The organism is Umezakia ovalisporum Ak1311, assembly GCF_029891685.1.
Classification (GTDB): domain Bacteria; phylum Cyanobacteriota; class Cyanobacteriia; order Cyanobacteriales; family Nostocaceae; genus Umezakia; species Umezakia ovalisporum.
Genome location: NZ_JANQDJ010000044.1, coordinates 1 through 24,424, shown reverse-complemented (window position 1 = coordinate 24,424; position 24,424 = coordinate 1). Strand labels below are relative to the sequence as shown.

The following is a 24,424-nucleotide window of genomic DNA, read 5'->3' as shown; positions in this document are numbered from 1 at the left end:
TGTGATTAAATAATTTTTGCATAGTAAGGGATAAAACGAAGGATTGTGAAGACCACTAGCTCCGGGATCCAATGTTATGAGCAACCTCATTTTTAGTTAAACCCATTAAATTCACTAGTTTGTAAACAATTCGTGCCCCGACATTACCATCCCACTCAGCATCACCGACTTCGCAGACATCAAAACCAATAATTTTACGTCCGCTTTTTACTAATTCTCGGAATAAAGTAAAAGTTTGCTCTAGTTCCAACCCCCCAGGAACAGGAGTACCTGTATTTGGGCAAAGTTTGGGATCAAGTCCATCAACATCAAAACTAATGTAAACGTATTCTGGTAAATGAGTGATAATTTCTCGGCATAAATCAATCCAAGTGTTACCAGCGTACAGTTTTTGTTTGATGATTGGGTCGTAATAACCAACAATGCGATCGCGTGATTGGTCAATCATGGCTACTTCATCATGAGAAATATCACGCAAACCCACCTGTACCAATTTACATATCTGCGGTATTTTCAGGGCATTAAACATAATAGATGCGTGGGAAAACTCAAATCCCTCATAAGCATGGCGTAAATCTGCGTGGGCATCAATGTGTAAAATGCCGTAATTGGGGTAATGAGAGGCTAATGCTTGGAAGTAACCCAAAGGTACGCTGTGGTCACCACCAATGACTGCAACAAGTTTCCCCTGTTGTATTGCTGTTTGACATTGGGTGAATAACCATTCATTTACTTGTTGACCGGCTTGATTAATGTCTGACAATACCGAAGTTAAATCTGGTACAGTGGTCAGTGGTTGACCTTGTTCCAGTCGAGTAATAATTTTTGCGGCTAAGGTGCGATAATGTGCGTTTTTTTCTAAAATATCCTGGGGAATTTTCATCATAAAGATTCCTTGTTTCCAACCATCAGGATTGTCGAAATCGAACAAATCTAGTTGCACCGAAGCATGGAGAATTCGCTGTGGCCCGTTGGCTGTACCAGCACCGTAGGATACAGTTACTTCCCACGGTACAGCAATGACAATCAAGTTGGCAGACTCATAATCACATGGCAAACCGAAAATGTTGCCATTGAGTTGACCTACGCCACTGGGATTGTAGTCTGATTTTTGAATAGTCATTGTTTTGGATGGTGTACCCACGGATAAGCTGTTAATTCGCGCCAAGATATATCGTAGCTAAAAAACAAGCTTTGCTGAATCAAGTCAATTACAATTGTTGATGCAATGTCAATTCCTGTTCTAGTTCCCTGACTAAAGAAGCAACTACCGCCTTTAAAGAACCTGTACTTTCAAATACTCGTCGTTGGCGGATATAGCTAGGGCCTGTTTCTAATCGTTGTGCCAACAAATTCAAATAAGGCTGTTCTGCTAAACTATCGGCAGTGATTGCCAGGTCTTCTAAAATATCCTTAACTATATTCCTGATTGGTCTGCTGTTACCTTGGCAATCTTCGATGTAATTGGCATCTAAACCCCAACGCGATGCTCTAAAAAGGTTTTCTTTTTCCATCAACCAAGGTAAGGGAGCTAACAAAAATCCTGTGGTTGTTTGTTCCCGGCAATTATAGAGATATACTATTAAGGAGTGGACAAAAGCTGCCAGCATGATTGACTCTTTCACCGTTGGTTGAGCATCCATCACCCTGACTTCTAAAGTTCCTAAATTAGGTTGGGGTCGCAAATCCCAGTGAATATCCCGGATAATGTCAAACATACCGGCCTTTTGGGCTGTGGTAAAGAAATCAGCAAAATCTTGCCAGGTTGCAAACTTGGGAGGGACACCATAGGTTCTCATGGATGATAAAAAGCGGTGGCGATAAGAAGCAAAGCTAGTATCATGCCCCCACCAAAAAGGTGAACTAGCAGACAACGCCAGTAAAATGGAGAGATAAGGCTTTAGCCTAGCCATGATGTCTACAGCTGAATCACCTGAGGGCATACCAACATGAATGTGCAGAGCAAAAGTCATCATCATATCTGCTAAATAGCCCGATACAGTTTGCTGGGCTAAATATCTGGGAATGGGTGTGACAGTGGTAAGGCGATGGCATAATGGATGAGTACCAGCTGTACAAATATCCATACCCAAGTTTTGGCATTTGCCTTTAAGGCGAGAAAGAATATCTAAAATATTTGCTTCTAACTCATAGACATCCCCGCAAACCGGGGAGGTAACTTCCACAGAGGCTTGATTAAACTCCGGTTGGATCAAGGAATTTTGCGGTTCTTGTGCCAATAAAGGTAAAATGCCATCTACCAATTGCAGGGTATTGGGATTGAGCAGTTGTAATTCAATTTCCATACCGAGAGAAAATCGAGGAGAGCTTTTAAATTCCATGCCTGTCATGCTATTTTTGTTTGGCCGGTACAAGTCGGTAGATGTGAATTACCAGTTTAATTAAGATTTTCTCTTCTGTACTTCTGCTTTAAAGCTGAAAAATCAAAACGGGGTTTTTGCGATTAAATGAATTGTTTGCTTCAATTGTGGATGCTCAAAGGTCAATTCTCTCGCGTGTAAATGTAACCGATTGGTAGGAGCGCTGCATCCATAGAGTTTGTCGCCTAAAATTGTTATCCCTAGTCCACGCCTATCCGCAGCATGAACTCTGATCTGGTGGGTACGTCCCGTTAGGGGTATAAACTCAATTCTGCTGTAGTCTCCTTTTGTGTCCATTACCCGAAAGCGTGTGACACTGGGTTTACCATGTTGCCAATTTACTTGTTGATGGGGGCGATGTTGAGGATTTCCCCATAGTGGTAGTTCAATCACACCTTGATCTTTGCTGACAGAACCAGAAAGTATAGCTTCATAAACTTTATGAACTTGGCGTTTCTGAAACTGCCGGCTTAGTTGTCGGTGGGTTTCCCGGACTCGCGCCAGTAGTAAAATACCAGAAGTTTCCTGATCTAGCCGATGCACCGTCATAATTTCCTCATCATCTGGGTAAAAATAATGCCAACGACTGAGAACACTATCTTGGCTATGGTGATGACGACCAGGAACTGAAAGTAGTCCTGGGGGTTTGTCTACAGCAATTAGCCATTGGTCTTGATAAATAATCGGTAAATTCAACCCTTGATCACTTGTGGTTACCAAGGCTGGGGGCCGAGATTTTAAGCCAGACAGCAAAAAACCCATTAACGGCTGACAACGCTCAACACAAGCTCCATAAAATTGCCCCTGTACTTTGTCCTGTGTTTCTGAAGATTTCCCCCACCAAAACTCTGCCATAGCTATGGGTGTAAGTTGATGTTGAGCTGCATAGTGTAAAAGCTTGGGGGCACAACAATCTCCAGTACCCGTGGGCATGGAACTGCCGGGCATTAATTGTTGCAAGGATAGGGATTGCCCTAAAAAGTTCATCAAGGAATAGGCGGCGTGCATTTGCCTTTGTAATTGGCGGGATAGTCCTTTACGCCGTTGTTTGAGTTCCTGTATTTCTCTGTTTGCTGCGGTAATCAGTTCCTGTAAAGGTTGTAACGCTGCATTTTGCTTGGCTTTGAATCTGCGGCGCTCAATTCCTTGGTGACGGCTTTCTGCGTCGAGTTGTTCTAGGGCATTAGTCAGTGCTTCTTGGGTGAGTTGTTGGTTAAATAACTGACGTTTTTGGTGACGTTGGTGTTTGCAATGGCGATGGCCATCGCTCATCTGTTGCCATTGCTGCTCAAATTCGTAAGATAGAGTTTCATACTGCTGTCTTGCGGGTAGTTGCTGGAGAGTAATTATTTCTTGTTTGATAGCTTCTAGTTCGGCCAAGGTGCGGGCTTCTTCTTTGGCTACTTCGTCTCGTCCGGGAATTGACGGAACCCAACCCTCAATTACACTGCAACCATTGAGCAGACCAGAAAATGCTTTTAAAATTTGCCTTTCTCCTGTAGGTAGTTCCACCAGCAAGACACCATACATTTTGCCTTCACGATTATAAATTTCATCCCTGGCTAGTTGCTGCATTAAATCACCAGCAATGGCTTCTACAAGAGCAGTGCGGGGCAATCTCAATAAATCACCAGTTTGAGGACAACGCCCTTCATACCAATAGCTAGGAGTTGAGGTCAAGGGTCACAAAATTACAAAATTACAGTTTATGCAATTACTATCAAAACATATCCTAGTCCAGAGGAAAGTATTTTGCCCAAAAACCGTGCCAATATAGAGAGTAAGAAATACTAGGCGTAAAGTTCAGTAAGAGGAAGGCCAAAAAACGCTGTGCAGATCACATTTTTAGGGACGAGCTCTGGTGTACCCACGCGATCGCGCAATGTTTCTAGCGTAGCGCTCAGATTACCCCAAAGGGCAGAACTATGGTTATTGGACTGTGGCGAAGGTACTCAGCATCAAATTTTGCGGAGTGACCTGAAAATGAGCCAACTGTCCCGAATTTTTATCACCCATCTGCATGGTGACCATATTTTTGGCTTAATGGGACTGCTGGCAAGTTGCGGTTTAGGTGGTAATGTACAACGAGTGGATATCTACGGGCCACCGGGATTAAATGAGTATATCCAAGCCTGCACACGTTACTCTCACACACATTTTTCCTATCCGGTGAAAGTTCATGTTGTCCATCCGGGAATCGTTTATGAAGATGATGAATTCACTGTTAGCTGTGGTCTTTTACATCACCGCATTACAGCATTTGGTTATCGTGTAGCAGAAAAAGACCGACCGGGACGCTTTGATGTGGAAAAAGCCAAAGCCTTGGGAATTCCCCCCGGTCGAATTTACGGTCAACTCAAGCGTGGTGAAACAGTGACTTTAGCTAATGGACGAGTAATTAATGGTGCTGAATTATGCGGACCCACAGAAATAGGACGCAAAATAGCCTATTGTACAGATACAATTTATTCCGACGGTGCAGTGGAATTGGCACGAGATACCGATGTATTAATTCATGAAGCAACTTTTGCTCACCAAGATGCAGATTTAGCTTTTCAGCGATTGCATTCCACAACCACAATGGCGGCGCAAACAGCCTTAGCAGCTGGGGTGCATCGGTTAATTATGACTCATTTCAGTCCCCGTTATGCTCCTGGAAACATTATAGAATTAAAAGATTTACTGTTTGAAGCCAGGGCAATTTTTCCCCATACAGATATGGCTTATGATTTCATGGCTTACAATGTGCCCAGGCGACGGGAAGTAGAATTAACGGAAATCAGTAGTTAAAAAAAACTGAATATGAACAAAAGGGGATGGCGGTTATTCGCGCCCTGGTTGACATAAACTTTCTCTATTACTGGCAATAGAGATTAACACTTGATGCTGCTCATTGAATAGATAGGTAATTGTGTTTACAGTCAGATTTAAAAAGTTATGTCTGGTGGGGAATGAATTAGTTAATTTATTAATTCTTGTTGTGAATATTACTTAATTTTTGTAGTGAAGTTAGCCGGATGATTTTTTCTAAAAATTCTTCATAATTGAAATGAGAAATATTTAGTATTATGTTTGGTCTATAGGTTGAAAAAAATTTGTTTTTCGCCATTGACTTCATAATCTTCATAAATGTTTTTTCTGTGTTTAGATATTAGAGGAATTGGATAGTGGCTAACACAAGTATGAATCACAACAAACTGGTTCATCACTCTTCAATAAACGCGTTATACGTCAAACGACTACCTAAAATTTTACTGGGTCGACGCTTTTTGTGCTTAGGTGTTTCTTGCATATTTATGTCAATCTTTGGCTTGTTAGCTATTAATACCAAACCGAATTACAAAAGCTCGATGCAGATATTGGTACATTCTAATTTATATGAAGGTGTCAGGTTAAATAATATCCAATTAGGTGAAAATAATGAGTTAACTGAATCCAAGCAACCAATGTTTGACTACATTGCTCAGATGAAACTAATGGTGAGTTCTAAGTTAATTCAGAAAGCTGTAGATATTCTGCATTCTGATTATCCAAATCTGACCATAGAAGATATTAAAGGTAATAATAACGACAAAAAATCACCTTTAGTAGTGCAGCAGTTATCAGCTAGGACTGGGGTTAATGAACCTCGAAGTCAAGTATTTGAAGTTTCCTTTTATGAGGATGATCCCGTTAAAACACAAAAAGTGTTACAAGCTTTACTAAAAGTTTATCAAGACCACAATATACAGCAACAAAAAGAACAACTGAATCAAGGACTTAACTTTGTCAGCACTCGCTTACCCCATATTAAACAAGAGCTGAGTCAAGCCGAGAAGAACTTAGAAAATTTTCGTAGTAAGCATAATATAGTGGATCCGGAAGTACAAAGTAAAATTGTGCTAGAGTCTCTTGCCAAGATTGAAAAACAGCGAGAAATTGCCCGGGCACAGCTAAAAAATGTACAAGCTCAGTACAATAACCTGGAAGAAAAAATTATTGCTTTGTCCGAGAACGCAGAAATTGCTTCTCGTTTAAATCAGTCAAGTCGTTACCAATGGCTATTGAATGAAATTAAAAAGACTGAATTGGCAATAGCTAAGGAGGAAATGCGCTACACAGAGGAGTCACCAATATTAGAAAATCTGAAGGAGCAACATCAAAGTCAAAAAACGCTGTTGCAGCAAGAAATGCAAGAACTGCTAGGTGACAAAAAAATAGACAACAATAGCAAAAAATTACTATTGATACAAGGGGAAACAGCAGAAGTTATCCCCTCCCTGGTGGAAGAGTTTATTCAGGTGCAAACAATTATTAAAGGACTGATTGCTCATAACAATAGTTTATCTGAGTCAGAAAGGCGACTCAGTTCGCAACTGAGGAAATATCCTAGCCTCATAGCTGAGTATAACCGCTTGCTACCGGTAGTAGAAACTAAACGCAAAATACTTGAGCAATTACTTCAAGCGCAACAATATTTGGGATTAAAGATTTCTCAGGGAGGGTTTGATTGGCAAGTGTTAGAGGAACCAAATTTGGGAACTGCTACCAGTAACCGCAGATCAATACTTGTACTTGGGGGATTTGTAGTTAGCCCCATTTTAGGTATTGCAGTGGCTTTAACTTGGGGAATGTTTAATTACACTATTTATTCTTTACAAGAATTACAGAAGCTGACAAAAGTGCAATTATTGGGGTCAGTGCCAAAGTTAGCGCTGCGTAATTTCAAAAAGCGTTTACCCATGTTGTTTTGGCAGCAGCGAGAAAATTTAGCTCTGTCTTTGGTTGAAACTAATACTTGGTTACCATGTCACGAAAGCTTCGATATGGTCTACCAAAACATTCAAGTATTTAACCATTCGTACCCCCTAAAGTCTTTGATGTTAACTTCGGCATTATCTAGAGAAGGTAAGACAACTCTAGCTCTGGGGCTGGCGGCTAGTGCAGCTCGCAGGCATGGGCGCATATTATTGATTGATGCTAATTTGCGGTATCCTCAGCTACATAACATCTTACAATTATCTAATGACTGGGGATTATCTTTATTATTGCTTGATGAAGCAAATGCTGAAATTGAAAATTACATCCAGCCTATTCACCCTGCTATCGATGTTTTAACTGCTGGCCCCACACCAGAAGATATAGTTAACTTGCTAAGTCAACAGCGAATGCAAGAGTTAATTAAGTTCTTTGAGCAGACCTATGATTTAGTGATCATTGATGCTCCGCCAATTTTAGATAGTGTTGATGCGGGGATTCTAGCATCATTGTGTCAGGGAATTGTCATGGTAGGGCGGATGGGTTATGTCACCCCCAAGGAATTGACTCAAGCCATAGCAATTTTGAGCAAGTTGAACTTAGTGGGAATTATTGCCAATGATGTAAGTGGTGAGTAAGGAACAGGAAAAACCCAATGTCCAATGACTAATGCATAATTATGAAACAAGGGCAACTCCCCACATTAGATAAAAGTCTGATCTGAAGTAGTAAACACTATGAAATTTCAACTGTTACTAGGTTCTTTATTTTCCCAGGTCAAAGTACGTCATTGGTGGATAGGTATCTTCTTGTGGATAGCTTTAATAGCCCCGGCTCAAGCATCTGTAATCCTGCGCGTGGCAATTGAGAGGGGAGTTAATCAAGTCAAAGTTGGCAGTTCTACAACTGCCCTTGTTAAAGATAGTACGGGCCGTACTCTTGGACAATTACCGTCCATGAGTTCATTTAATGCCCAGAGTATCCCCGGTGGTGTGGCTTTGGATAGATGGCAGTCTGGTTTATTTTGGATTGAACCCACAGGTGATGGATTTGTTTATATTGGCGATCGCTGGTATCGTGGTAGGACCTTGGTTGTGCCTACAGATAAAGGTTTAGATGTTATTAACTGGGTTGATTTAGAAGAATATCTCTACAGTGTCATCGGTGGCGAAATGGATTCTGGATGGCCACAGGAAGCACTCAAAGCTCAAGCTATTGCAGCTCGTACCTATGCTCTCTATAAGCGCAAGCAACAGCGCAATCATCCCACCTATGACTTAGGGGATAGTCCAGACCGTTGGCAAATTTACAAAGGAGTGATCAGCGAATCTCCTACTATTTACACCGCAGTTGATGCCACAGCCGGGAAAGTACTAACACATAACAATGAGATTATTCTTTCTGTTTTCCATGCTTGTTCTGGGGGACACACTGAAAATGTTGAGGATGTTTGGGGAAATCCCCTAGCTTATCTGCGTGCTGTTCAAGACTATGATCAAAATATCAGCGCCTGTAACTGGGTGAAAACTTTTTCCCCTGATGAAATTAGCTCTGAAATTTCTGGTGTGGGCAATGTTAAAGACATGATTCCAGAAGCCTATTCACCTTTTCGTAGCATTAAAGTTTTAAAAATTGTTGGTGATAAAGGTACAAGGGTACTAAGAGGTGAAGAAGTGCGTACTGCCCTCAAACTGAAAAGCACTCGTTTTAGTATCAGTAGAGATGCAAATAGTAACTTTGTACTACAAGGTTTAGGCTTTGGTCATGGGTTAGGAATGAGTCAGTGGGGAGCATACAACTTAGCTCGACAAGGAGCCAACCACTTGCAAATTTTAGGACATTACTACCAAGGAGTGGCTCTAACGCCAATTAAAACAAGGTAATGAGGGTGGTTATTGGTCATTGGTCAATAATGACCAATAACTTTCTTTCCTCCTACTCCCCAGTTCCTTCTTGTAGCCGCTTTTGCCATTCAGCCTCTATTTGTGGAGAACGCTGAACTTCTTGGTGGAGTAAGTCGGTTTCGGTGGAATAGACTAAATCTTCATTGCTGATGATTTTTTCTGAGGCAAACTGTTGTGAGTAGTGGATTTTTTCCTGTAAAGTGTCATCTGGGTTTGCTAACAGTTTACTCCGCTCTAGACGATGACGGTTGCGTGCAGCAATTTTTTTATTACGCCATTTAATCCAAAAATAACGCACTAGGGGTATACCTAAAAAACCTGCGCCGTAAGCTAACAACAGCCAATAAATTCCTTCTACAAAAGCTACTAATCCCCCCAGTTGGGCGGCGGCTGTACCATCAGCTATCAAGCCTCCTAATATTAATGCTGCTCCAAAGTTGAGTACACCCAACCCAGCAGCCAGCATAATTTGTCCTGAACTCGCTGCACTAAAACGCCAAGGATATTCTTCTAGGTGGGTGGGGACTGGCTGAGGAAGTGTTCTGACTGCTTGGACTTGCAACTCTGGGAAATAATAGACAATCTGCCCTTGGGGACTTACCTGTGGTTCTCCATTAAATCGAGTTAGAACGGGCAGCATATAATCTTCGTATTCTTGTGTATAACTTTCACCGAGATGGTCTAGATAGGGAGTAATTTGCTCTGCTACCACTGCACCACGCTGATGACGAATCGCACCAGCAATTTCTTGCCATCGGCGTTCTTCTAAGTTGGAATTGGGGTTACCATCGCCAAACAAAAACGAAAATACAGCCTCAAAGAAGTTCAAATCCCTTTGTTGGCTTGTTTGTTGCTGTCTGTGATATTGCCTTTCTTGGTAGCGCGTTTCATAATAATTGGGGCTGAAGTACCAAAGTAAATCTGGAAATGGGAAAAAGAATACCCCAGGCCCACCAGATCTAGAACTGCTACCCCTATCGTTATCATCCCGATCTGTGTTAGAGGCAGTAACAATGATAATGATGGTAAGAGTTATGATGGCAATAGAAATAATTAAGAAAATACCAAAAGAAATACGAATCAGGTAAAAAACAACTCCCCAAACCTTTTTCCACCATTCCCGCCACCGCATGTAAAAGTGTTTATTACGGAGAATGTCGCGGAAATTTTGCGGAAATTGGTAAACAATATCACCTGTGTCTGCTACTTGTAAATGTCCGCCAGCATCAGCAGCGAGTGCTAACAACCCTTGATTAGCTGCGGCGATATTCAAGCCTACTTGACTTGATACATCACCGGCAGTCACTCGGTAACCCAATTTTTCTACAGCCTGGATAATGGTGGGATTGGGAGTCACGACTCTTCCCTCCTATGAAAATTTGCTTTAATCTTTTTTAAGTATAAAGTTTTATTTTAGTTTTTTGAGCATGAGTATCTGGAAAAAATTAAGACTTACTGCACTTTGAAAAGGGTGACTCTCAACCGGCTTCCCTGTTTTTGGTCAAGGGGAAGCCACCGCAAACAAAGGCTATTTCATTTTCCCCTGGCCTTCGGGTGTGACCAATAGGGTCAAATGACATGATAGAACTTGGTAACATTTAGTGGTAATTTTATGAACAAACAAGAGGCCGCAGATTTTCTGGGTGTGAGTGTCCATGTGTTTGAGCGGTATGTACAGCAGGGGCGAATCAGTGTTAGGTACGAGAAGGGGAAAACTTATCCCACTGCTAATTTTCAACAAGCAGAATTGGAAGCTTTCAAGGTGGAATTAGGCCAGGGCATTGTACAACCTGCTTTTGAATCTCGTCAAATAGCAACACAGCAAAAGCAAAACATAGGTATTCAAGTACAAAAACCTGGTAGGATGATGGAGTTTGCCGAGATTGGTCTTTTAGATAAGCTGTCGTCAGTTATGGAAGGATTGCTGAGTAAAAACGATCATCAGCCCGAAGTACCTGTGGCGGATAAGTTGCTGCTGACCATGGCTGAGGCACAGTTATTAACTGGTTTGTCTAAGGAATTTCTCAAAGATGCCATCACTGCGGGGGAATTAAACGCGAAAGTGATTGGTAGGGGGTGGCGAATCAAACGCAGTGATTTAAATGCTTATATTGACAAGCTGTTTTGATTTTCGCCAAGGGGTAGGGGTTAGTAGCCTACCTCATGGCACAACGAGTTTATGAAAATTACATTTACCGGAACATCACTGTAGATTATGATTCTCCAAGTATGAGAAACTGTGATTTGTGGGGCTGGAGGTTGGGCCAAAATCCTTTCTGTGACTTGCCACATCTCCTGATGAGTCATGGCCAAATTTGCTAAGGCTGGACCTGTGGAAGTGGTGATTTCTGATAAACTGACAGCATTCCAGTTGATACTAATCCAAGGTGTGTGATTTGTTTGACTGCGTTGATGAGCAATGGCATACATAAAGCAGTTCCCCCCACCATAAGCGGCAAAGCCTATACCACCGACAACAGCTGAGAGGGATGATTGCAATTGCTGTAAGGAACTTAGCATAATATCACTGTTTATTTAGCGGTGTAGAAGAACGCAACAGCTGATCTTCCTATTGGCTATGACAGGAAGATAATCTGATACTTATGCTGTAATAGTTGCTAAGAATTTTTATTAATTTTTTGGTCACGCAATATAGATAATGCAGGTATTAGTATCTAGCAGGAATTTCACTCTATTGGCTCCCTTTCTGGTTGCTTGGGGATGGCGGAAGAATGTTTTATCTTCAATACATCCATAGAATTGAGGTTGGGGTTTCTGGTTGTAGGGACTCAATGGGGGGTTTGAGTTGAGGATAATTGTATTTTACTTTGAGTATCTCAGGGAACACCTTATTGCTCCGGGGGGATAAAACCCGGCGTACCTTGAAATACACTACTAGCCGCCACCTCTTGACTACCAATGCGACTCATGCCAAAGTCAATGAGATACACATTCAATTGCTCATCTACTAAGATATTTTCCGGTTTCACATCTCGATGAATTACCGGAGGTATACGATTTTGTAAATATACTAATATTTCTAAAACTTTAACTGCTATGTGTTTAATTTCCTCCGGGTCAAAGCTGCGCTGGATTGCTAAACTCTGGGCGTTTTTATACTCTTGAACTAAGCAAAAGCCGTCATCTGTTGCAAATGCGCCTAAATATTCAGGAATACCGGGGTGTTTCAGTCCTTTTAACACTTGAATTTCCCGCTCATGTTCTTTATACGCTGACCAACTAGAACCGGTCTGAGCAAAACAGAACTGCTTAATTACTACCTGTTGACCTGTCTGTAACTGTGACGCTAACCAAGCAATTCTCCCCCCTTCCCGGTTGCGTCCCAATTCCTTGGTCACTTCATAACCCTGTGGTACAAAGTCTGGATAGTTCATTGTTTGGTAGCAGCAAATAACTGTGATTAATGTAACATAAACCTTAGATAATCATCATTTTGTAGTCAATGACAATGCAAGCAGTACCGATGTTACGCTAGAACGTCTCTTTCTTTGGGGAGAATGGATGGTCTGTGACTGTTTTGTGGAATGTGTTGTATTGGCTATGTCTCTTCTTTTTGTATGATGGAGAAAAATTAAGCTTTAATGAGTAAAATAGAGATAATCATTGACATTAGGTTAAAATTAAGTAATTATATATATAAATAAACAAGAGACAGCAAATCTGCCAAATTTACTGCCCCTCTAACTCAAAACCTTAGTAGAAAAGGATAGAGCTATGAATAATATATCACCTCGATTATTTCCACCTGTAAAGCACCAAATTAACGATTTAGTGGCTTTTGAGGATGGTAAGTTTGGTTGTGTAATTGGCTTTCGATTGGAGGTTTTACAAAATCAAATTGAATCTCGGATTTTAGATTACATCGTGCTGGAGTGGGCAGATCATGAAGGCTTTCTACCGGAGCGAAAATATTTGCGCGGGGACGAACTGACTCCGTATCAAGTAAAGTTGAGTTAAGTTAATCCCCCTGGTGTGGACTCTACATACCGGGGTTTATCTATGTTATAATTAGGAGCCTTGGCTTGGTTAATCAGCAATTTTTCTGTTCTAAATATGGTTCAGTATACTCTAGCTCAAAGTCCAGAAATTATACTCACTGTTTCTGGAAAGGATTCAGCCAAAGCCCGTGAGAAAGCTATGGATCAACTGATAGCATTGATGGATGGAGGTAAGCTTTCCACGGAACTGGAGGAGGGATTTGGCCCTCAACAATTAATTGAAGTTAAAGAATCAGCTAATGATTCTGCTAGTGGCGAGGATGCTATTACGCAAGCTGTCCAGATTTTGAATAATTTAGCGACACTTAAGCTCAAGGTGCAAGAATCACGGGCTGATGCACTAGAAATTCGTAAAGCTGTTGATGTTTTGTTTTCCGATAGTCCCATCACTGAAGAAGAAATTGCTCGACTGAAGGAAGGTTTTAAAGTGCTGAAAAACTTTGCTCAGGCTAACTTACGTTACCAAGAAGCACGAGCTAAAGCAGAATATGCACGGCAAGTTTTAGATCAAGCTTTACAATCTCCTGACTAATTATTGAGAATAAAAAAGAAGCTGTCCTCAAAGGAAATTAACTAGCTGCTGATTTGCTAATTTTCCCTTACTAATGCTCTAGTTAGTTTGCAACCTAACACCTTGGGGAGATATGGAGATGAGGGGAAAGTCACAAGGATTAAAAACCCAGCGGGGCAAATACTATACCATAGCGAAGCTTGTATCCGATGATTTTGGTTAACTTCCTCTCATTTTATTCATAATTGCACCAATGGAACCATTATTGCTTTCTGCTTGTTCACTGGATATTTGAGTATTTATACTCTGCTGGTAATATTGATGATAGTAGTTGTGTGATACAGCAATAGATTCCTTGGATCTGTTAGCAATTATTCCTAACATAAAAGTGCCAGATATTTGAATTTCTTCTAATACTTGCAGTAGTGCAGTACGTTTGACCTTACCTAAACCTGCGACTAAAACAATACCATTAGTATGAGCAGCTATGAGGTGAGCATCTGCAAACCCTAACAAAGGTGGAGTGTCATAAATAACTAAGTCAAAACTTGTTTGTAAATTATATATTAATTCCTGCATTTTGCCAGAAGCAAGCAGTCTCACTGAGTCTGGTGGAATTGGTCCAGCAGTCATGACATATAAGTTTTCTTCCCAAGGCCATGGCTCGATGACATTATGCCAATGTAAATCGTGGGAAATGATGTCAGTTAATCCTTGAATATTCATCAGTCCTGCCCGATTATGTAAGCTGGGACAACGAAGGTTAGCATCTACAAGTAACACTTTTTGACCCATAGCGGCAGCCGCTTGTGCTAGTTGTATAGCAATGGTAGACTTACCATCTCCCTGACTCGGTGAACTGATCACGAAAGAGCGAATGGGAATATCTGAACTCAACAGCAAAATATTGGTGTACAGCGACGGAAAAACTTCAAAAAATGAGGCGTTATTTGCTTTTTGGACTGTTGGAGATAAATTATTTTTCTGGTGATTTGTTTGTAATTCTTTTCTTAAAGGTACTATGCCTAATAATGGCAGTTTTGTGGTATCTTTGAGTTCTTGGGCTGTATAAAAGATGTTGCTGAGTTTATCCACAACTAGAGCTGTTCCGACACCCAATAGTAAACCTACAGCAGTTCCCACCCCTAGGTTCCTCCTGGCACTTTCTGATACGGTACCAGGATAGTTGGCTTTGGCTAATTTAGGATCAAGTAGTAACCAAGGTTGCTGCTTTTGACTTTTCTCTGTTTGTAAAGCTTGTTGTTCAGCTGTAAATTGGGTAAAAGCATCAGTGACAATTTGTAATTCCCGTTCAATGTTGGCGTAATTACGGCTAACCGTTGCCAAGCCACTTATTTCATTATTGAGATTGATTATTTTTTCTCTCAAAGAATTATCAAGCCCTGACAGGGTGGGAACGCGGCTTTGTAAATCTTTTTGTACCCGCAACTCTTCTTGAGCCAGCAAAGGAAGTAAATGAGCTTTTTTCTCTTTTAAAGTCACCATGACGGGATTGTTATTTTGGAATATGGCTGACTTCTGTGTAATTTCAATGTCTACTTTTTGAATTTCATTCAATATACTTTGGTAGCGGTTATGCTCACTGAGCAAGGAATTACCAGCCCTTGCTCCTGGCTGTAATGCTAACTCACTTTGCAAGTCATGATATCTGGCTATTAACTGTTCTAGCTCTACTTTGTTATCAATTTGCTGTTGTCTCAAAGTTGCAACTTGAGTAGATAATATTTGAGATTTTTGTATTGGGTCTATTAAGCTATTTTCTAAGGGTAATTTTCTCAGTTCGTTTTGCCAGTATTTGACCCGTTCATCTAGAGGCTTTCTTTGTTCATTAACAAAATTAATGCCTTGAACAACATCTGACTGACGCTGATCTAGACTGTAACTCAAATAAGCTTTAGCCAATAAATTGGCAAAATTTATAGCTAGTTTCTCATCTGAGTTGACAAATTCAACATTGATGATATCTGGTTGTGCAGAAGTAATAGTTAAATTGTGGATAAAAAATTTGTAAAGTAAATTAGGAGTGATTTCTCCATATTCAGCTTCAAGACTGGCAACATACTCTGGATATTGAACTTTCAGCCTTTCAATAAAGTTCGGGTCTTCCTCCTTGAGTTGTTTAATCACAGGTTCGATAATTAACGGACTCTGCAAAACTGTAATTGTTGTTTCTAGTTCTTGTTGTTCTTGACCAGCATTGACATTCAGTTGGAGATTGAGGGTTTGAGGTACATTGGCTATAACCTGACTTTCTCGGGTTATGCGCTTCGTTGAAATATCAAACTTAGCTTGATAAACTGGGGGATCTGTTTTTGCTTTCAATACGGCTACAGTTGCTAGTAAGCTTGTCATGCTAATAATTAACAACAATCGGCGACGTAAAACTGCTATAACTTGACCCAGATTTAGTTCATCATCATGATTATTATGATCATTTAATTGAGGGGTTTTCAATTGTGATAACAGTTGCGGAGATGTGTTTGACTGGAGCATGATATTTCTATTTTAAACTCCTGAAATTATTTACACAGACCAAAGATTCGATTTAGTCTTGATAAAATAACGTATTTACTTGACTTTCTACATTCTTGCCTTATGTTGCTTTATTTCCACCCAACTACTGCATGATTAGTGATATCAGACAAACAAGCTAGTACGGTATATTTGTCGTAAAATAACCTAGATATCATGCACATTGTTTTCAATGCAGTGCTGACAATATGGTTAAACTAAAAGCAATTCCATATCACTATAACATTGTGTTGGCTTAATTTGTTTGCTTACTTACCTCTGGGAAGAAAGCTATACAGAAATTTCATATATTTAAAATTTGTTATCAAAATTTATCTTGATGCGGAAAGATGCTTGTTAACTTTTATTCCGTCAGTGTTAAGATGTTTCCTCAAAAACCTCTAAATAAACCTGAACCTAATAGGGAAATTGACTCAGAAATATTTGTGTTCATAGTTTCAGCAAATACCACCCCACCAGTATCCAATCTTCACAGTGATCCGGTGATGGCAGGTTGTTTTTGAAGAAAAAAAAGCAAGAAGCAGATTACTCTACTCCTTAACTGGGGCGCTAGGATTCGAACCTAGGGATGGCGGGACCAAAACCCGCTGCCTTACCACTTGGCTACGCCCCAAAGACTTACATCCAACAATATAGCACTATTCTCCTGGATTATGTCAAGTACTTTGAGGGGAAATTTAGAAAAAAAAATTTAGAAGAAATAATGTTACAAGTTTGGCACGGTCCTCCCATGACTGAGCTGATGTTTTTTTTCTATGAACAGAACAAAAAAATAACACACCTATGTATACTAACCCTGGATGCAATAGGTAAGCAAAGTCTGGGTTGCAGTGAGCTTCCATGAGCATGTGTAGGTTTGGTACACACACATACTTGCTTTGACTTACCATCGCCCATCTCAGTATTGTTTGTATTTGATTGTTTGTATTTGCTCATCAAAAGGCAAAGCAGTAATAGGAAAATCAATTACTTTTTGACTAGGTAGAAATGCTTTTCCCTCTATAAAATTCCCCTTGTGTTAGGAATAATAACTAGTCATCACTTCAGGAATTGCTAAAAGTCAAAAATCAAATGAGACAGCTTTTTTGATTTTTTATAGGCTGATCATATGCTCATACGTAAATACATAGAGGTTAAATTTTTATCTCAGTAGTTTTGCCATTCACTGAGTATTATCATAACTTTTGGGAAACCTATATTAACTTACTGTGAGAGTCACTACTTGTTGCACAATTAAACACTAACTTCATCATTACTTCATATTTATCCAGGATTTTATTTATGCAAACATTACACTACCGTCGGATACTCTTACGTAATGACCTGGTTTTTCCTGACTTAAAAAAGTAGTTTTGCTTATCAGTAAGCCTATGATTGTAACAGTTAAATTATGTAACGAAGAAGAGTTTTTTTAGGGTTTAGATTAAATTTTGAGAAATTGGTCAATCTTGCTAACAAACTCTATAAAAAAAGAGGGAAGATTTTTTTCTTCCCCCTTTGAGTAATTTTTGTTGTTGTTTAGTTTGTTACCTTCTTTTAGTTGTTGGCGTAACATTTGCCTTTGCTTTTTGAGTTGTCGCTTTCTTGCTGAACCACCTCTACCTTTATCGTTTCTCCCTTGTCTACGGGGAGATTCCCATCTTTTAAGTTGCATATTTGTACAGTGAATAATTACATGTCATTATAACAAATTAATGTCATGATGCAAATCCTTGTTTTACAAAGGCTTTAGTTGTTTTACCATACTATACTTCAATCCAGTTCAGTGACAAATTAAATGTCAGATTATTTCATGGACGGAATATAGTGTATTTAATTTTACTGTTTATACATCAGTAGATGTTGCGGAAACTTTATGAGAAGAAAGTAACACACCTCCTGAGATGAATGTGATTGTTACAGAACTCCCAGAGGAAACCCAATGGAAGTTAGAGGTAATACAAAGTTTGCTTAAACCGTGCGATCGCACAAGTTATGGGCAGAAGTTAAAGGAGGCGGCTGCAAAGCTTGATGTGTCAGTCCGCACGGTGCAGCGTTTAGTGAAAAAGTGGGAGGAAAATGGCTTAGTCGGTTATGTGGTGCTTGTTATGCGGAAACACCTTGTCACCGGATTGAATGGCAGTTTAAGGAAACGGGGGGATGCGATCGCCATAATTTGCGGTTACTATCCAAGTGTCCTAAATGTGGTGCGCGGTTTAAGATTCCGGCATTATGGGAATATGGAATGTGCGATCGCTGTAGATTGCCGTTTGGGGAAATGGCGAAATATCAAAAAGCAATTTGATTCAAGTATTATTTAATAGAGTGATAAAGTTTCGGAATTTAACCCAAAAAATTGTACCAACTCTGTAATAATTGCTTTTTTTTATCACTACTGTCTAAAACTTGACTACAAGACTCCCAAGCTATTTTCTCCAGTTTATGGTACTTAATTTCAAAAGGATGTTGTTTAGGAATAGCATCAATGGTTTGGTTAGCTTTTGCAATTTCTCCCATAGCAACTTCTATCCAGATATCTTCGAGAACATCAGGAATTTGCCCAAACATCTGATGAATTGCTGACAACCGATTAGAAAGTAATTCGTGAACCCTATCCTCTACAGACCCCTTGTAACGCATATTATATACACAGATTGTATCTCTTAGTTGTCCAATGCGCTGAATCCTGCCTTTACGCTGTTCTAATCTTGTTGGATTCCAGGGTAAATCAAGATTAATTAAAGTTCCCAAACGTTGGAGATTTAAACCTTCACTAGCAGCATCAGTTCCTAATAGTAATCGCATCTCTCCTCGGCGCACCATTTGTTTTAACTCTTCTCGGTTTTGTTTATTAAATACACCACCTAAAAAGATTCCTGATTTCTGCCCACCTGCATAAATTCCAATAGGTTCTTTCTGAATAACTTCCTGAGAAAGTTGGCTACCTAACCAATATATTGAATCGAAATATTGAGAAAATATAATACAACCTTGTTGTAACCATTCTTGTTTTAAAAGTATATCTACAATAACTTGATATTTAGGATCTCTTTCTTGGTTAGCTTTTAAAGCATTGACAAATGCTTGCAGTAATTCTCTCTCATTAGATGTCAAAGATTTTGATTCTTCAACTGGAATAATTTCATCTTCATTGCCATCTTCATTTTGAACATCATTCCAATCTTGAAGCATATTTTTGGCAGTATTCATACCTGCATGAATAGTACTACCAACTCGCCGTAGTAATAATGTTTTTAGAAACCCAGCCCCTTTCATTCTTAAACTAAGTAGTTGGCAAAATTCTTCTGCTAATTCATAGGCCTCTTTTAAATATGGAGGTAATCTAATGGCATCTTTGTCACTTTCACCAAATAATTCTACTTTAACTGGCTGTAAATAAGGTTCATTTGTTTCTGGGTCAATGGAATTTTCTAAAAATTCTCTTGTTCTTCTAACAATATGACGGATAAATGGATTATGCTGTTGAGCAAAATTTTTACCTAAATCTTTTACCCGTCGTTGATCTGATTGTTTGAGTTTAGACCACCCACCTCCAGGGACTACTGCTGTGCTATCAGGTAATTTTAAAGAACGGCGAATCATTTGAAAATATCGGTGTTCAGAAGATGGTGGTAAAGGATTACGAATCCAACTCCATAAGTCCTGTTCATCTTCAGGTAAATTCTGTTCACCTGTGACAACTGATATTGCTTCTTGAGCATTGCGCCAAGGACTCCATATATTCCCTAATACTGATTCATTTTCTGTAGAGGCAAGTATATTGACTAAATCCCATGCTTCTATGGGATAAAGTTGAACTGGGGTAGCGGTTGCTAATAATAAACTTTTAGTTTTGGCAGAAATTTGACACAGAAACGCCATTAAATTATTAGGTTCTGGTCTTTCGTGGTGCTTATCTTGTCCAAGATTTTTCCGGCGAGCGCGGTGTGCCTCATCTACTATCACGCACTCATAGGTTAGTTGTTTGAGATATGACACAGATTCAGACTTGCTGGTAATTAATCCTTGGGAAACAAGTCCGATTCGACGGGGGCATTTTTTAATACCAGCAGCATCGGTTATGGGATACTCAATACCATTTTCATCTGTCCAGCGCTTACCATCCCAAACCGCTGAGGGCATATCTAACAGGTTTTTCATTTCTTCCTGCCACTGCCATAATAAGGGCTTAGGAACTAAAATAAGTACAGGCTTGTCGCCATAGAGCGCCATTAACATTGCAGACATGGCTAACTGCATAGTTTTACCCAAACCCACCATATCTGCTAAAACAAATCTTGCTCCATGAGTGGTGCGATGAGCATTAAAGGTTAAGTTGACAAAGTATTTTTGGTGTTCCCAAAGTCCATATTCTTGGCGGTAAACAGGTGTTTCAATAATTGCAGCAGCGGCTTCTGGTTGCTTTCGCCAAATATCAACACTGGGAATTACCTTGCGCTCAACAATACGACCAATATCTTCAACGACAAAATCACACAGATTACAAGCAAAAGGACTATTCCAAAGGCTATCAAATTCTTCTTGTACCCATTGGATAGCTTCTTGTGAGTCATCTTCCCAAAGTAGTTCGTAATTCAGCTTCCAGGCATTATAAGTTTCGTTGGTGCTGCCCATAAATGAGGTTTGATTGCCATTGGTAAGGGTAATTACCCCTGCTTTACCATGTACTAAACCAAACTTTTCTAGGGGAAGAACTTTTACCTGCATTTTACCGGAGCGCAGAAACTCGTAAAGACGTGAAAAACGTGGTTTACTATAGTCACTTAATTTCTCTGGTTCAGAGGCGCACCATTCCCTACGCATAGCAAAATTAGCAGCTTTAGCAGTTTCTACATCACGTACATCTAAGTCAGAATTACAGACGATGCGAATTAATCCTGTAATGCTTTCTAGGGCTTCTCCTGCTACCTCCAACATAGAAGAACTGAAGTATCCTGCTATACGGTCATAAGATTTTGCTCCCCGTAGTCTTTGATTTAGGAAGGATTGATCTAATTTTATCCGCCGGGAAGAAAATCTATGAATCACCATTTTTTATGCTATGAAAAGTTTTTAATTAAACGTTATAAAATCAATTTTTTTAAGTATTAAATACTATCATTTTTGACTGCTCCTGCTAATAATCTTGCTGCTTCTGCATCGAGTCGCCAATGCGGTGTTCTTTGTCCCATTGCTGACAGAAATTGCAGGATTGCAACAATATTTTTACGTTGATTCCAGTAATCTTTGATTTCATCTCGTAGCCAAGTTTTACCTTTTTGGGCTTCTCCGGTGCGTCCTATTTCCCGAATAGCAAATAAAGTGTTTCTAACTAAGGATGCGCCAAAGCCAATATCCCCTAATTGTTTGGTTGCAAATTCGCTGGCGGTTTTCAAGCGAGTTTCGTTAGCTTTACCGCTATCTAGCATTGATTTATATTCTTTAATGCCAAAACCTCTAGCTAATTCTTGATATGCACCAGACCGATATTCACCGTGAGTTTCAATGTCTAACCCTTTGAGGTAAAATCTTTCTTCAGGGGTCAAACCTTTCCAGATGAAAGAGTCGAAACCTGTGGGTACAAGATAATCACAGGCAATTTTAACAGCATCAGCAATTAGTTTTTCTATCTCTGAGGTTTCGCTTTTTGTCCGGGGTTTAGACAGTTCGTAAGTAATATCAAAATCTTCAATAGTTTTGTATTGGGTTAAAACTCGTAATGCAGCAGCGTAAGCAGCTAGTTGATAATCTGTATCACTAAAGTTAGGATCTTCGTTATCTTCTAATGCTAACATTGAGTCTAGTTGGGCTTTAACTTCTGTTTCCACTTGGGGATAAAGTTCATCTAAAAACGCTGTATCTTCTGAGGTTTGTTTTCTTAAAACTAAGATGACTGTTCCCTGTACATAGTTGCCTTCTTTTAAGGCTGAATCTGTTTCGGTAGCAATACACCAAGCGGCTGTTACTCTTAACCCAGATGCCCAAAGTATCAGGGCTAAATCTGCCCATACTGCTGCATCTTGATGGGTGAACATAACAATTTGAATGCCATTATCTGGCATATTATTTGCTAGGTTACGGTAGCATTCAGCCATGCTTTTACGGAAGTTTTCATCTTTTCCTGTAATGGCTAAGGCGCGTTTACTGTCGGTGTACCAATTAGGGAATGATTTAGTTATATGTTTTTCATACCAAGCTAGGAAAAATTCTGATAATTCGTGATAATTTACTGCATCTGCATAAGGGGGATCTGTGATCCAAATATTGCAAAATTCTTGAATATTTCGTGCATCAGATGTGTATACAATAAATTTACCAAATGCCTCGCAAGCTTGTAATTCATAAAACCAAGATGTACTTGTAGCAATAAAACCTCTACTTCCATAATTCATTAATGTATTTAATGCTTGATTGGAAAAGACCCACACCACCATTTCTTTTGTTGATGTTGAATCCCATGCACTTAATTTAGCGTTATAGTTAATAACTTTATTTAATCCTAAACAACAAGCAGTTTTCTGATTATCATTATTAATCGTTTTATGAATTATTACTGCAAATATTCCTAATATCAATAACTGTCTCGGATTAAATAAATGATGCCAGTGCGTCCACCCACGTTCACGCAGTAGTCGCGTTGTTTCATCTCCTGGTTCAATTTTACGACTAGGAATATAACCCTTCTCTTGCCAATCATGGAAACGTTCAGTTAATAACTGTAAAACCTGTGATTCCCGGTTTAAATCATCTTCATCTGGGGTGCAATAGTAACGATTTGTTTGTTCTTTCCCTTGATCATTTATATAAGTTTTTACCCAACGGATACAATATAAACGTTCTTGAAAAACATCATCAGGACGAGGAACAATATCATCATTCTCCCATAATCTTAAACCATATTCTGTCCCATTATTAGAACGCCTATCACCCCTAATCATGGTCATGGGGGTAGATTGGTGACAATGGGGACAAATTAAACTTGATTTGTGTACTGTTCCTGCTTCTTTCGCGGTTTTCATATCACCAGCAGAAACATTAGATTCAATAATAATTTGAAAGCGTCGATTTTCTGTATCTGGAACAAGTTTAGCTACAGTTTTGGTTTTTTCTCCTATTACCCAACTGGGGGCTAAAGGAACTAACCAACCACATTCAGGGCATTTAGTTTCATTGCAATAAAGATAAGCATCTGCTCTCCAACCCTGCTGATTATGTTCAATCCCCCAAGCGGTGATTTGTGCATCTACAGCATCATAAACTTGTTGCTGTGCTGCTCGCACTTGTTGGGCAACTTCTTCACCCCCACCGACGATATTTAAAGCTGCCCAAGTAAGTAATGCTGCTACAGGATTTAGGTCTGAAGCGTAAACCTCACAACCAATTCTAGCGGCTTCAAAAGGTATGCTCCCACCTCCACAAAAAGCATCACCCACACGGGGAGTATGCCCAAATTGACGCTCTCCTAGTTGTTGAATTAATTGGGGTAAATTCTCTGCGGTAGTTTGGAGATGGGCATTAATTTCTTGCCAGGTTTCGGTTGTTGGTCCAGATATTTGTTCTGGGCGATCGCAATATTCTAACTTCTCGTCATAGGAAAAAGTATTAAATATAATTTGCTGTAATTCTTGCTTTTGTATTTGAGTAATTCCTTTTTGATATTTAGGCTTTTCATCAGTAGAATCATCAGCGAACCATTTTACTCTTTCGGTTGGGTTCAATCGGCTATAAATATCTTTCATCGAGATAGACTTGGTTTTACGTTGCCAAAGTCCGTCATCATCCATTGTCAAAATTTTTAGAAAGATTTCGCGGTCTTTTTTAGGATTATCTGAAGTTGGTAACAATAATCCTAAAATAATAGCCCTAACTAAAATTAAAGGTTTTCGCCCCCACCATTTACCTAAACCTGTTAAAGTTTGTGAATAGTTGGCTTTACGTTCCTTATAACTTTCCTTGGATACCTTGGATACAGGAAATTGAGTTTCAATAAAACACAGCATTATTTTAATTAGTTATAGAGGTTAAAAGTATAACTCTTTTCTATCCCTATTGAATAAAATTTTGGTTCTATCGAACTTAGTATGTTAAACTAACAGGAACAGGGAATAGGGAACAGGGAACAGGGAACAGGGAACAGGGAACAGGGAATAGGGAATAGGGAACAGGGAACAGGGAATAGGGAACGGGGAATAGGGAATAGGGAATAGGGAATAGGGAATAGGGAATAGGGAATAGGGAATAGGGAACAGGGAATAGGGAATAGGGAATAGGGAACGGGGAATAGGGAATAGGGAACGGGGAATAGGGAATAGGGAACGGGGAATAGGGAATAGGGAATAG

General features: G+C 39.6%; 17 protein-coding genes, 1 tRNA gene and 1 pseudogene. 7 read left to right on the top strand and 12 right to left on the bottom strand.

The features are described from left to right. Positions 1-55 precede the first annotated feature (55 nt). From NWP25_RS07740 to NWP25_RS07730, 3 genes are all read right to left on the bottom strand, one after another. On the bottom strand, positions 56-1,123 hold the full coding sequence (locus tag NWP25_RS07740) for an agmatinase family protein (protein ID WP_280652286.1): 1,068 nt from the start codon (positions 1,121-1,123) through the stop codon (positions 56-58). A gap of 88 nt (positions 1,124-1,211) precedes the next feature. Next, positions 1,212-2,342 (bottom strand): carboxylate-amine ligase, encoded by a 1,131-nt coding sequence (locus NWP25_RS07735; protein WP_280699137.1) that lies wholly within the window; start codon positions 2,340-2,342, stop codon positions 1,212-1,214. Positions 2,343-2,444: 102 nt separating this feature from the next. Then, positions 2,445-4,061: an RluA family pseudouridine synthase gene (locus tag NWP25_RS07730; protein ID WP_280699136.1), complete on the bottom strand. Its 1,617-nt coding sequence runs from the start codon at positions 4,059-4,061 to the stop codon at positions 2,445-2,447. 150 nt (positions 4,062-4,211) lie between these two features. Here NWP25_RS07730 and NWP25_RS07725 point away from each other — a divergent pair, with 150 nt between their 5' ends. From NWP25_RS07725 to NWP25_RS07715, 3 genes are all read left to right on the top strand, one after another. After that, positions 4,212-5,171: a ribonuclease Z gene (locus tag NWP25_RS07725; RefSeq protein ID WP_280652283.1), complete on the top strand. Its 960-nt coding sequence runs from the start codon at positions 4,212-4,214 to the stop codon at positions 5,169-5,171. A 392-nt stretch (positions 5,172-5,563) separates the two neighbouring features. Beyond that, positions 5,564-7,756: a GumC family protein gene (locus NWP25_RS07720; protein WP_280699167.1), complete on the top strand. Its 2,193-nt coding sequence runs from the start codon at positions 5,564-5,566 to the stop codon at positions 7,754-7,756. Positions 7,757-7,855: 99 nt separating this feature from the next. Further along, on the top strand, positions 7,856-9,001 hold the full coding sequence (locus NWP25_RS07715; protein WP_280657558.1) for a SpoIID/LytB domain-containing protein: 1,146 nt from the start codon (positions 7,856-7,858) through the stop codon (positions 8,999-9,001). A 52-nt stretch (positions 9,002-9,053) separates the two neighbouring features. Here the strand turns inward: NWP25_RS07715 and NWP25_RS07710 are convergent, their stop codons facing one another. After that, a complete protein-coding gene (locus NWP25_RS07710) occupies positions 9,054-10,379 on the bottom strand; it encodes a hypothetical protein (RefSeq protein ID WP_280652281.1) in 1,326 nt (441 codons plus the stop codon). Positions 10,380-10,634: 255 nt separating this feature from the next. On the opposite strand from NWP25_RS07710, the gene NWP25_RS07705 reads away from it, so the two are divergent. Then, on the top strand, positions 10,635-11,150 hold the full coding sequence (locus NWP25_RS07705) for a helix-turn-helix domain-containing protein (protein WP_280652280.1): 516 nt from the start codon (positions 10,635-10,637) through the stop codon (positions 11,148-11,150). Between the two features lie 20 nt (positions 11,151-11,170). On the opposite strand, the gene NWP25_RS07700 is transcribed toward NWP25_RS07705, so the two are convergent. Next, positions 11,171-11,542 carry a KR domain-containing protein gene (locus tag NWP25_RS07700; protein WP_280657561.1) on the bottom strand — a complete coding sequence of 124 codons (372 nt, stop codon included), beginning with the start codon at positions 11,540-11,542 and terminating at the stop codon, positions 11,171-11,173. A gap of 329 nt (positions 11,543-11,871) precedes the next feature. Continuing rightward, a complete protein-coding gene (locus NWP25_RS07695; RefSeq protein WP_280699134.1) occupies positions 11,872-12,417 on the bottom strand; it encodes a serine/threonine protein kinase in 546 nt (181 codons plus the stop codon). A 340-nt stretch (positions 12,418-12,757) separates the two neighbouring features. On the opposite strand from NWP25_RS07695, the gene NWP25_RS07690 reads away from it, so the two are divergent. Beyond that, positions 12,758-13,000 carry a hypothetical protein gene (locus tag NWP25_RS07690; RefSeq protein WP_280650526.1) on the top strand — a complete coding sequence of 81 codons (243 nt, stop codon included), beginning with the start codon at positions 12,758-12,760 and terminating at the stop codon, positions 12,998-13,000. A 96-nt stretch (positions 13,001-13,096) separates the two neighbouring features. Beyond that, positions 13,097-13,573, top strand: a complete 477-nt coding sequence (locus NWP25_RS07685; RefSeq protein WP_280650527.1) for a hypothetical protein — start codon at positions 13,097-13,099, stop codon at positions 13,571-13,573. 198 nt (positions 13,574-13,771) lie between these two features. On the opposite strand, the gene NWP25_RS07680 is transcribed toward NWP25_RS07685, so the two are convergent. From NWP25_RS07680 to NWP25_RS07665, 4 genes and pseudogenes are all read right to left on the bottom strand, one after another. Continuing rightward, positions 13,772-16,066, bottom strand: coding sequence for a GumC family protein (locus tag NWP25_RS07680; protein ID WP_280699132.1), 2,295 nt, complete (start codon positions 16,064-16,066; stop codon positions 13,772-13,774). Positions 16,067-16,646: 580 nt separating this feature from the next. Continuing rightward, positions 16,647-16,718 (bottom strand) — tRNA-Gln (locus NWP25_RS07675). Positions 16,719-16,908: 190 nt separating this feature from the next. Then, positions 16,909-17,108: pseudogene (locus NWP25_RS07670) on the bottom strand (WecB/TagA/CpsF family glycosyltransferase); the annotation flags it as partial. Between the two features lie 420 nt (positions 17,109-17,528). Continuing rightward, positions 17,529-17,759 (bottom strand): hypothetical protein, encoded by a 231-nt coding sequence (locus NWP25_RS07665; protein WP_280650529.1) that lies wholly within the window; start codon positions 17,757-17,759, stop codon positions 17,529-17,531. Positions 17,760-17,988: 229 nt separating this feature from the next. Between NWP25_RS07665 and NWP25_RS18520 the strand changes: the two genes are divergently transcribed. After that, positions 17,989-18,405: a helix-turn-helix domain-containing protein gene (locus NWP25_RS18520; protein ID WP_313959067.1), complete on the top strand. Its 417-nt coding sequence runs from the start codon at positions 17,989-17,991 to the stop codon at positions 18,403-18,405. Positions 18,406-18,427: 22 nt separating this feature from the next. Here the strand turns inward: NWP25_RS18520 and NWP25_RS07650 are convergent, their stop codons facing one another. Together NWP25_RS07650 and NWP25_RS07645 are read right to left on the bottom strand one after the other, a co-directional pair. Beyond that, positions 18,428-21,136, bottom strand: a complete 2,709-nt coding sequence (locus NWP25_RS07650; RefSeq protein ID WP_280699130.1) for a phospholipase D-like domain-containing anti-phage protein — start codon at positions 21,134-21,136, stop codon at positions 18,428-18,430. Between the two features lie 56 nt (positions 21,137-21,192). Then, positions 21,193-24,084 carry an anti-phage-associated DUF1156 domain-containing protein gene (locus NWP25_RS07645; protein WP_280699128.1) on the bottom strand — a complete coding sequence of 964 codons (2,892 nt, stop codon included), beginning with the start codon at positions 24,082-24,084 and terminating at the stop codon, positions 21,193-21,195. Between the last annotated feature and the right edge of the window lie 340 nt (positions 24,085-24,424).